This window comes from Pseudarthrobacter sp. B4EP4b (assembly GCF_006680095.1).
Lineage (GTDB): Bacteria > Actinomycetota > Actinomycetes > Actinomycetales > Micrococcaceae > Arthrobacter.
In genome coordinates, this window is sequence record NZ_VHIJ01000001.1 from 95994 (window position 1) to 105870 (window position 9877).

General features: G+C 63.9%; 8 protein-coding genes. 6 read left to right on the forward strand and 2 right to left on the reverse strand.

The genetic code is table 11. The annotated features are described in order from the left end of the window. Positions 1–94 precede the first annotated feature (94 nt). Together mmsA and mmsB are read left to right on the forward strand one after the other, a co-directional pair. The gene (gene mmsA / locus FNL14_RS00505; protein ID WP_142056698.1) at positions 95–1624 is read left to right on the forward strand and encodes a multiple monosaccharide ABC transporter ATP-binding protein; all 1530 of its coding nucleotides are present in this window, start codon (positions 95–97) and stop codon (positions 1622–1624) included. A gap of 3 nt (positions 1625–1627) precedes the next feature. Continuing rightward, the gene (gene mmsB, locus FNL14_RS00510; protein ID WP_142056700.1) at positions 1628–2920 is read left to right on the forward strand and encodes a multiple monosaccharide ABC transporter permease; all 1293 of its coding nucleotides are present in this window, start codon (positions 1628–1630) and stop codon (positions 2918–2920) included. 72 nt (positions 2921–2992) lie between these two features. On the opposite strand, the gene FNL14_RS00515 is transcribed toward mmsB, so the two are convergent. Together FNL14_RS00515 and FNL14_RS00520 are read right to left on the reverse strand one after the other, a co-directional pair. Continuing rightward, positions 2993–3205, reverse strand: coding sequence for a hypothetical protein (locus FNL14_RS00515; protein ID WP_142056702.1), 213 nt, complete (start codon positions 3203–3205; stop codon positions 2993–2995). Positions 3206–3208: 3 nt separating this feature from the next. Then, positions 3209–5269, reverse strand: a complete 2061-nt coding sequence (locus FNL14_RS00520) for a beta-galactosidase (RefSeq protein ID WP_142056704.1) — start codon at positions 5267–5269, stop codon at positions 3209–3211. Between the two features lie 193 nt (positions 5270–5462). Between FNL14_RS00520 and FNL14_RS00525 the strand changes: the two genes are divergently transcribed. The 4 genes from FNL14_RS00525 (at position 5463) to FNL14_RS00540 (ending at position 9816) form a co-directional block, all read left to right on the forward strand. Next, on the forward strand, positions 5463–6785 hold the full coding sequence (locus FNL14_RS00525; RefSeq protein ID WP_142056707.1) for an ABC transporter substrate-binding protein: 1323 nt from the start codon (positions 5463–5465) through the stop codon (positions 6783–6785). Between the two features lie 123 nt (positions 6786–6908). Further along, positions 6909–7874: a carbohydrate ABC transporter permease gene (locus tag FNL14_RS00530; protein WP_091421581.1), complete on the forward strand. Its 966-nt coding sequence runs from the start codon at positions 6909–6911 to the stop codon at positions 7872–7874. 2 nt (positions 7875–7876) lie between these two features. After that, positions 7877–8779 carry a carbohydrate ABC transporter permease gene (locus tag FNL14_RS00535; RefSeq protein WP_142056709.1) on the forward strand — a complete coding sequence of 301 codons (903 nt, stop codon included), beginning with the start codon at positions 7877–7879 and terminating at the stop codon, positions 8777–8779. Between the two features lie 20 nt (positions 8780–8799). After that, positions 8800–9816, forward strand: coding sequence for a LacI family DNA-binding transcriptional regulator (locus FNL14_RS00540; RefSeq protein ID WP_142056711.1), 1017 nt, complete (start codon positions 8800–8802; stop codon positions 9814–9816). Positions 9817–9877: the final 61 nt, after the last annotated feature.

A 9877-nucleotide genomic window follows, 5' to 3' on the forward strand; every position in this document is an offset into this window, starting at 1 on the left:
GCCCCGCCACCCCGGCCTGGCCGCAACCCCTTCCCGTAGGGCTCCTGCAGCCGCAGGCCGGCCAAGTTTTTCAACCAGTCAGTGGGAATTGACGATGAACACACCCATTCTCCAAATGCGGGGAATCACTAAGACCTTTCCGGGCGTGAAAGCCCTCCAGGACGTCACCCTGGACGTCAACCGTGGCGAGGTGCACGCCATCTGCGGTGAGAACGGGGCGGGAAAGTCCACCCTCATGAAAGTGCTCTCCGGCGTTTACCCGCACAACTCCTTCGACGGTGAGATCCTCTTCGAAAACGAGCCCTGCAACTTCTCCGGCATCAATGACAGCGAGAAACGCGGCATCGTCATCATCCACCAGGAACTCGCCCTGAGCCCCTACCTGTCGATCGCCGAGAACATCTACCTCGGGAACGAGCAGGCCAAAAACGGCTGGGTGGACTGGCGGAAAACAAACCTGGAAGCGGCCAAGCTGCTGGCCCGGGTGGGGCTGGACGAAAACCCCGTGACTCCGGTACAGCACATCAGCGTGGGCAAGCAGCAGCTGGTGGAAATCGCCAAGGCCCTCTCGAAGGAAGTCAAGCTCCTCATCCTGGACGAGCCTACTGCCGCGCTTAACGACGAGGACTCGGGACACCTGCTGGACCTGATCCTCCACCTGAAGGGGCAGGGAATCACCAGCATCATCATCAGCCACAAGCTCAACGAAATCCGCAAGGTAGCGGACGCCGTCACCATCATCCGCGACGGCAAAACCATCGAAACCCTGCGCCTGGATGAGGGCCAGATCACCCAGGAACGGATTATCCGCGGGATGGTAGGCCGTGACCTGGAAAGCCTCTACCCGGACAGGAACCCGCAGATCGGCGAGGAAGTCCTCCGGATCGAGGACTGGTCCGTCAGGCATCCCCAGGACCACTCCCGGATGGTGGTGCACAACGCAAGCCTGTCCGTCCGCAAGGGCGAAGTGGTTGGCCTCGCAGGCCTGATGGGCGCAGGCAGGACCGAGCTGGCCATGAGCGTGTTCGGGCGCACCTACGGAACCGCGATGTCCGGGAAGGTGTACAAGTACGGCAAGGAAATCAACACCTCCACCGTGTCCCACGCGATCTCGAACGGCATTGCCTACGCCACCGAAGACCGGAAGCACTACGGCCTGAACCTCATCGAGGACATCAAGCGGAACATCTCCATGGCGGCCCTGCGGAAGCTGGTCAAGGGCGGCTGGGTGGACAAGAACCAGGAAACCATTGTCGCCAACGGCTACCGGAAGAGCATGAACATCAAGGCGCCGTCCGTGGCCGCCATCACCGGAAAGCTGTCCGGCGGAAACCAGCAAAAAGTGGTGCTGAGCAAGTGGATGTTCTCGGACCCGGACGTCCTGATCCTCGACGAACCCACCCGGGGCATCGACGTCGGGGCGAAATTCGAGATCTACACGATCATCGCCAAGCTGGCGGCCGAAGGTAAAGCCGTGATCGTCATTTCCTCCGAACTGCCCGAACTCCTCGGCATCTGCGACCGGATCTACACCCTCTCGGCCGGCCACATCACGGGCGAAGTTCCCATCGCCGAAGCATCCCAGGAAACCCTCATGCACTACATGACCAAAGAGAAGGAATAGGACATGTCCGCCCTACGAGAATCACTCGGCTTCCTCACAAGCCGCCTCCGGCAGGTCGGCATCTTCGTTGCCCTGATCCTGATCGTCCTGCTGTTCCAGGTTTTGACCAACGGCATCCTCCTGGAACCCCAGAACGTCACCAACCTGGTGGTCCAGAACAGCTACATCCTCATCCTCGCCATTGGCATGGTGATGGTGATCATCGCCGGCCATATCGATCTCTCGGTCGGTTCGATCGCCGGATTCATCGGGGCCGTTGCCGGCGTAATGATCGTCCATTGGGGCTGGGCCTGGTGGATCGCCATCCCCGCCTGCCTCCTGGTGGGAGCACTGGTGGGAGCCTGGCAAGGTTACTGGATCGCCTACGTGGGGATCCCTGCGTTCATCGTCACGCTGGCAGGCATGCTGATCTTCCGCGGCCTCACCCTGATCACCTTGAAGAACCAGCAGATCACCCCGTTCCCCGCCGAACTTCGGGCCTTGGGCGGCGGCTTCCTCCCGGACATCTCCGGCGGCAATTCAGTGCTGGAATGGCTGACCGTCATCCTTGGCGTGGGTGCCACGGTCGCCCTGCTCGTCCAGGCACTCAAAGAACGCCGGATCCGGAGGAAGTTCGATCTGGAGAACGAGCCGATGGCCTGGTTTGCCACCAAGACCACCTTTATCGCCCTCCTCATGCTGATCATCACGTTCCTCCTGGCCAGCTACCGCGGCACGCCGATCGTCCTGATCGTGCTGGCCGTCCTGGTCATCGCCTACACAGCCCTGATGAACAACAGCGTCTTCGGCCGCCACACGTACGCCATCGGCGGGAACCTGCACGCCGCTGAGCTGTCCGGCGTCAAGACCAAAGCCGTCACCTTCCGGCTCTTCGTCAACATGGGCGTCCTGGCAGCCTTGGCCGGCCTGGTCTTCACCGCCCGGCTCAACTCGGCCCAGCCAGCCGGCGGCACCGGCTTCGAGCTGGACTCCATCGCCGCTGCGTTCATCGGCGGCGCCGCCGTCCAGGGCGGCATCGGCACAGTGGCCGGCGCGATGATCGGTGGCCTCATCATGGGCGTGCTGAACAACGGGATGTCCATCCTGGGCCTCGGTACGGACTACCAGCAGCTCATCAAGGGACTGGTACTCCTGCTCGCCGTGGGCTTCGACATCTTCAACAAGAACCGCACCGGCGGCGGCACCAGCATCACCAGCCGCTTCAAAAAGAAGCCGGTGCCCCCGGCCACCACGGAAGCAGCGACGCCTGGGGAGTCAACCGTTCCGGTTCCGGCCAAGGCATCCGAAACCGTCTGACCCAACGGGAAAGCCCAGCTACCGGACGGCCCGGTAGCTGGGCTTTTTCGCGTGGCGCGAAAGAGATTGGGCCTAGAAAGTGGACTCCCGGGTCACTCCGAACGGCACCTGATCGCTCAGGGAGACCCGGAAACGGCCGGGTTCCAGGCGGGTCACCAGGATGCCGTGGGTCCCGGCGCGGACTGCTAGGGCTTGCAGATCCTTCACGGCCGAGTTCAGCCGTTCCTCGATCTGGCAGGCGCTCTCGACCCGGATCTCGATGTGGTCAGCGGTTGCGGTGGGCATGTCCTAAACCACTTTCCCGGCAGTGTGGATGACGCAGACGGTTCCTGCGGGGACCACTGCGGTGCCGGTGACGGTTTCGCCGCTGAGGAGGTCGCGGCCGGTGGCCGGGTACTCGGCGTCGGTCTCAGCATGGTTGATCAGGAAGGTGAAGGTGTCCGCCCCGGCGCTGCGGGACGCGACCTCCAGTCCGGCCGGCGGCCGGGGCACCGTTTCAATCCCTGAACCTTCGACGGCGTCACGCACCACGGCGGCGAGGTCGCCGCCGTCGAGCTTGGTGGAAACGTACCAGGCAGTCCCGCTGCCGAAGGTGTTGCGGGTGACGGCTGGCCGTGAAGCTGCCGGGCCGTCAACGTAGTGGCTGACGACCGTGGCGGTGCCGGGATGGATCTCCTCGGCCCACACGGTACCGGCGGCACCGCTGCCCAGCGTGACGGTCTCGTTCTCGCGGAGCGGCAGGAATTCGTGGATTTCCACGCCGAGCACCTCGCGGAGGGCTCCGGGTGAGGCACCTGCCGGGACCGTATCGTTGGCGTCCACAATGCCGGAGAAGTAGGAAACCAGCAGGTTGCCGCCGTCGCGGACGTATTGTGCGAGGTTTGCCGCAGCCTTTTCCCCCACCAGGTAGAGGGCCGGGGCCAGGACCAGGCCATATCCGGAGAGGTCGGCTTCGGGGTGGGCGAAGTCGACGCTGATGCCGGCCTGCCAGAGGACGGTGTAGTACGCCTCGATGCGTTCGCGGTGGTTGAGGTCGCTGCTGGGCCGCCATTCCAGGTCCTGTGCCCAGAAGGATTCCACATCCCAAAGGATGGCCACCCGGGACTCCACAGTGGATCCCTTGGCGGCGGCGAGCTTCTTCAGGTCATCGCCCAGGTCCAGCACCTCGCGCCAGATCCGGGTACCGGTACCGGCGTGCGGAAGCATGGCGGAATGGAACTTCTCGGCACCGAACCTGGATGCCCGGAACTGGAAGAACATCACCGCATCGGCGCCGCGGGCCAGGTGGGAGAGGCTGTTGCGTGCCAGTTCGCCGGGGCGTTTGGCGATGTTGCGGCCCTGCCAGTTCACGGCGCCCGTGGAGTGTTCCATCAGCATCCAGGGCCGGTTTCCCGCCAGGGAGCGGGTGAGGTCGGCGTCCATGGCAAGCAGGATGTGATTGTCCGTCCGCTGGGCCACCAGGTAGTGGTCGTTGGCAACGATGTCCACTTCCTTGCTCCACTTCCAGTAGTCAGCAGCCAGGCAGTTGGTGGCCATGAAGTTGGTGGTGACGGGGATGTCCGGAGTATACCGGCGGATGACGTCCCGCTCATTGATGAAGCACTCAAGCAGGGCGTCAGAGGTGAAGCGGTGGAAGTCCAGGCGCTGGGCCTGGTTGCTGACGCTGGCGGAGAGCCGGGGCGCGTCGATCTCGTCCCATTCGCCGTACTTCTGTCCCCAGAACAGCGTGCCCCAGGCGCGGTTCAGTTCGTCCAGTGTGCCGTAGCGGGCCTGAAGCCATTCGCGGAAGGCAGCCACGGAGTACTCGTCGTAGGAGTCGCTGACCGGTGCGCCGTACTCGTTGTGCACATGCCAGAGGACCAGTGCCGGATGTGCGGCGTACCTGCGGGCCAGCTGCTCCGTGATGTTGGCGGCGGCGCGGCGGTATTCGGGCGAGCTGGGGCTGGGCATTCCGCGGGATCCGTTGCCCAGGGTGACCCCCTCGCGGGTGACGGGGCGGGCCTGCGGGTACTTCTTCCAGAACCAGGCGGGTGGAGCTGCCGTGGGTGTGCCCAGGTCCACGCTGATCCCTGCACCATGGAGGAGATCCATCAGATGGTCCAGCCATTCGAAGTCATACTCGCCTTCGCGCGGTTCCAGCAGCACCCAGGAGAAGATGCCGATGCTGACCAGGTTGATCCCGGCCTCCTTCATCAGCGCGATGTCCTCCACCCAGACCTCGCGCGGCCACTGCTCCGGGTTATAGTCCCCGCCGTAGCAAAGGCCGGCGGGGCGCCGGACCCAGGGCGCAGGTAGGCGCTCGGGTGCCGCCGCGGCCTGCGGCGCCGGGCGGTGAAGGACGTCTGTCATGGGGGATTCTCCTTAGGACTGTGTGCGGTCCCAGTTTTATCACAGCGTAAAGCCGGAAGACCAGAGCAGCGCTCCTATTGACATGGCTCACACAGATGTGGATTACTGGAACCGCTCACAGTCATGCGGCCTAGGTTCGGATGAGGGTGATAATTCAGCGAAACCCGTTCAGCTTTTCGACAAGGAGGACGAAATGCGCAAGTCATTTCGTGCAGGCGCCGTGGCCATGCTCGCAGCGGCCGCAATGCTTACCGCAGGATGTTCCGGGAATTCCGGTTCGGACAACGGATCAGCAGCAAGTGATCCCAACCAAAAGGTGGAACTGACCTACTGGGCCTGGGCCCCCAACCTGGACAAGGTGGTGGAGGTCTGGAACGAAAAGAACCCCAACATCCACGTCACCGTCAACAAGCAGGACGGCGGCGACCCCGCAGTCACCAAGCTGCTCACCGCCGTCAAGGCCGGCAGCGGCGCCCCTGACCTGATCCAGGCCGAATACCAGAAGATTCCCACGCTGGTTGCGGCAGATGCCCTGGCCGACCTGTCCGGCACCGAAGCCAACGAAACTAAAAGCCACTTCCCCGAAGGCGTGTGGAACGATGTAACGCTGGGCGGCGACGCACTGTACTCGGTTCCGCAGGACACCGGCCCCATGGTCTTCTACTACCGTGCCGACGTCTTCGAAAAGCTCGGCCTCTCCGTCCCCACCACCTGGGATGAATACGCGCAGGCCGCCAAGGCCGTCCACGCCGCGGATCCCGAAGCTTACCTGGGCACGTTCTCCTCCAACGATGCCGGCTGGTTTACGGGCATGACCCAGCAGGCCGGAGCCTCATGGTGGGGTATTGACGGGGACGCCTGGAGCGTCAACATCGACAAGGAAGCCACCCAGAAGGTCGCCGGGTACTGGGGCGGGCTCGTGGAAGAGGGCATCATCGACAACAAGCCGATGTACACCCCCGAGTGGAACACGGCCCTGAACACCGGCAAGCAGGTCGGCTGGCTCAGCGCAGCGTGGGGTCCGGGCGTGCTCTCCGGCAACGCGGGTTCAACTGCCGGCCAGTGGAAAGTGGCCCCCATGCCGCAGTGGGATGCCGCAAAGCCCTCCACCGGTAACTGGGGCGGTTCCTCCACCGCTGTAACGTCGCAGTCCAAGAACCTTGACGCCGCCGCAAAGTTCGCCACCTGGCTGAACACCGATCCGGAAGCCGTCAAGGCCCTGGTCACCGAGACCGGCATCTACCCGGCCGACACCGAGGGTGCCAAGTCCGCGCTGACCGAGGCGCCCGGGTTCTTCTCCAACCAGCCCGATTTCTACGATGTGGTTGGCGGCGCCGCGCAAAGCGTGAGCTCCTTCACCTACGGGCCCAACGTCAATGTGGCCTACAACGCCTACAACGACCAGTTCGCCAAGGCTGCACAGTCCAAGCAGAAGGGCGCCTTCCTCGACGCCGTCAAGTCCATGCAACAGGTCACCGTTGAGGACCTGTTGCAGACCGGCTTCACCGTCAAATAAGCCCTGCAAGTATGAAAAAGACTCCGGTTCCGGGAGGGGCATCCCTTGGCCCCTCCCGGAACCGGCACCATCTTCAAGAATCCACACAAGCTCCAATCCACACAAGGAAGTGCACCCGTGGCAATGACTGTGACCAAGCCCGGTCCGGCGGCAGATACCGCCGCCGGGACCACCAGGCGGGCGAAAAATTTCAAATCCCGGGTGCTCATCCCCTACGCGATGCTCGCCCCCGGCATCATCCTTTTCCTGGTCTTTATGGCCGCACCGATCGTCTACACACTGGTGCTGAGCTTCCAGAAAAAGAAGGTCAGCGGCCTGGGGCTCGGCAAAGGCTCCCAAAGCCAGGTGTTCGCGGGCCTCGAGAACTACGTCAGCGCCCTGACTGATCCCGAGTTCCTGGGCAGCGTGCTCCGGGTGCTGCTCTACGGCCTGATACTGATTCCGCTGATGCTCGGCTTCGCACTGCTGTTCGCGCTCCTGCTGGACTCCCGGCGGACCAGGGCAGGCAGCTTCTCCCGCACCGCCATCTTCCTTCCTTACGCCGTCCCCGCCGTTATCAGCTCGCTGCTGTGGGGCTTCCTGTACTTGCCCGGGGTGAGCCCCTTCCACTTCCTGGCCCGGCAGTTCGGCGTCGCACTCCCCTCGCTGCTGGACCCGAACCTCGTGACATTCGCCATCTGCAACATCGCCCTCTGGGGCGGCGTGGGCTTCAACATGATCGTGATGTATACGTCGTTGAAAGCCGTTCCCAGCGAGATCTACGAGGCAGCCAAGCTGGACGGCTGCTCTGAAATCCAGACGGCCCTGCGGATCAAGATCCCGATCATCGCCCCGTCGCTGGTGATGACGGCATTGTTCTCGATGATCGCCACGCTCCAGGTCTTTGCCGAGCCCACCACGCTGCGCCCCCTGGCCAACAGCCTGTCCACCAGCTGGTCCCCGCTCATGCTGGTCTACCGTGACGCGTTCACGCGGAACGACGTGTTCTCCGCAGCCGCCACCAGCATCGTGATCGCCGCCGCCACCTTCATCATTTCCTTCCTGTTCCTGCGCGTTGTGCAGAAGCGGGCCTTCGGACAGGAGAACTGACCGTGACCACCCTCGCCCCGCGCCGGACCGCCAACGGAAAAACCTCCCGCAGCTCCATCCGGGTTGATTCAGTCCAGGAGAATCCGAGCTACCTGTCCACGGGAATCCTGATCCTGGGCGCGCTCTACTGCCTGTTTCCCGTGATCTGGGTGGTGGCAGCCGCAAGCAAAGACGGCTCTGAGCTGTTCTCCACCTTCACGCTGGCCCCCAGCACGCACCTGTGGGACAACATCGTGGCCCTGACCGAATACCGCGACGGCCTCTTCTGGCGCTGGATGGCCAACACTGCGCTCTACGCCGGTGTGGGCGCCATCCTCTCCACCTGGGTCTCGGCGCTGTCCGGCTACGTCCTGGCAAAGTTCGAATTCCCCTGCAAGACAGGGATCTTCAAGGTCCTGCTGATGGGCGTGCTGGTCCCCGGCGTCATTCTGGCCATCCCCCAGTACCTGATGCTCGCCCAGGCCGGCTTGACCAACACCTACTGGTCGGTGCTCCTGCCACAGATCATCAGCCCATACGGCATCTACCTCGCCCGGATCTACGCTGCCGCATCCGTACCCGGCGACGTCATTGAGGCGGCCCGCACCGAAGGCGCCAAGGAGATGTACATCTTCAACCGGATTGCCGCGCCCATGATGCTCCCCGGCCTGGTGACCATCTTCCTCTTCCAGTTCGTGGCCATCTGGAACAACTTCATGCTGCCGTACATCATGCTCGGGGACGACCACCTGTTCCCCATCACGGTGGGCCTGAACGGGCTGCTGAACCAGGGCGCCTCCGCACCTGCCCTCTACACCCTGGTCCTGGCCGGCGCCCTGCTGTCGATTGTCCCGCTGGTCATTATGTTCCTCCTCCTGCAGCGCTACTGGCGGGTCGACCTCGCCGCCGGCGCTGTCAAGGCCTAGTCCTCGATAGGCTGTCAACCATGACTCAACCCACCTCCCGGCCGAGGCCAAAGATCGACGACGTGGCCAAAGAAGCCGGAGTCTCACGCGGCACGGTTTCCCGCGTGCTGAACGGCGGACACTGGGTCAGCCCGTCCGCCCTGGAGGCCGTCAACGCCGCCATCAAAAAGACTGGCTACCGGGTCAACCCGCATGCCCGGAACCTGGCTACCAACCGTGCCAACTCCGTGGCATTCCTGCTGACCGAAACGCATGACCGCCTGTTCGAAGACCCCAACTTCGCCGTCCTTCTGCGCGGGGCCGCCGATGCGCTGGCCGTCCACGACATCCCGCTGGTCCTCATCCTGGCGGGCACCGATGACGAACAGCGCCGGGCCACGGAATTCCTCACCTCGGGCCATGTGGACGGCGTACTGCTGGTCTCATCCCACGCCACCCGCAAGGGGATCATCTCGAACATCATTTCCGCGGGCATTCCCGCCATCTCCTGCGGAATCCCGTTGGGGTTCGAAAAGAAGATGGGTTACGTTGCGGCCGACGACTACGAAGGTGCGCGGGACGTCCTGCGCTACCTCCAGGACGCCGGCCGGCAGCGGATTGCCACCATCACCGGGCCGCAGGACACCTCCGGCGGCATCCGCCGGCTTGAGGCCTACCGCGACCACCAGGGCGCGGACCTTGATGAAGCCCTGATCGTCCACGGCGACTACAGCAAGGAAAGCGGTGCCAAGGGCATGCGGGAACTCCTCAACCGTGCTCCCGGCATCGACGCCGTTTTCGCCGCCAACGACCTCATGGCCCTTGGCGCCCTGGAGGTTCTGCATGAGGCCGGGCGGCGGACTCCCGAGGACGTCGCCGTCGTGGGCTTCGATGACATCAGCGCGTCCTCGGCTGCCACGCCGGCGCTGACCACCGTGCGCCAGCCGTTCGAGCGGATCAGCGAGGAAATGGTCCGTCTGCTCCTGGACGTCATCGCCGGCAAGCGCCCCGCGGCCATCACCATCCCCACGGAGCTGGTGGTCCGGGAGTCCGCGTGACCTTCCTGAGGTGAGCGCTGAACAACAGAAGCGGACGACGGCGGGACCGCCCGCCGTCGTC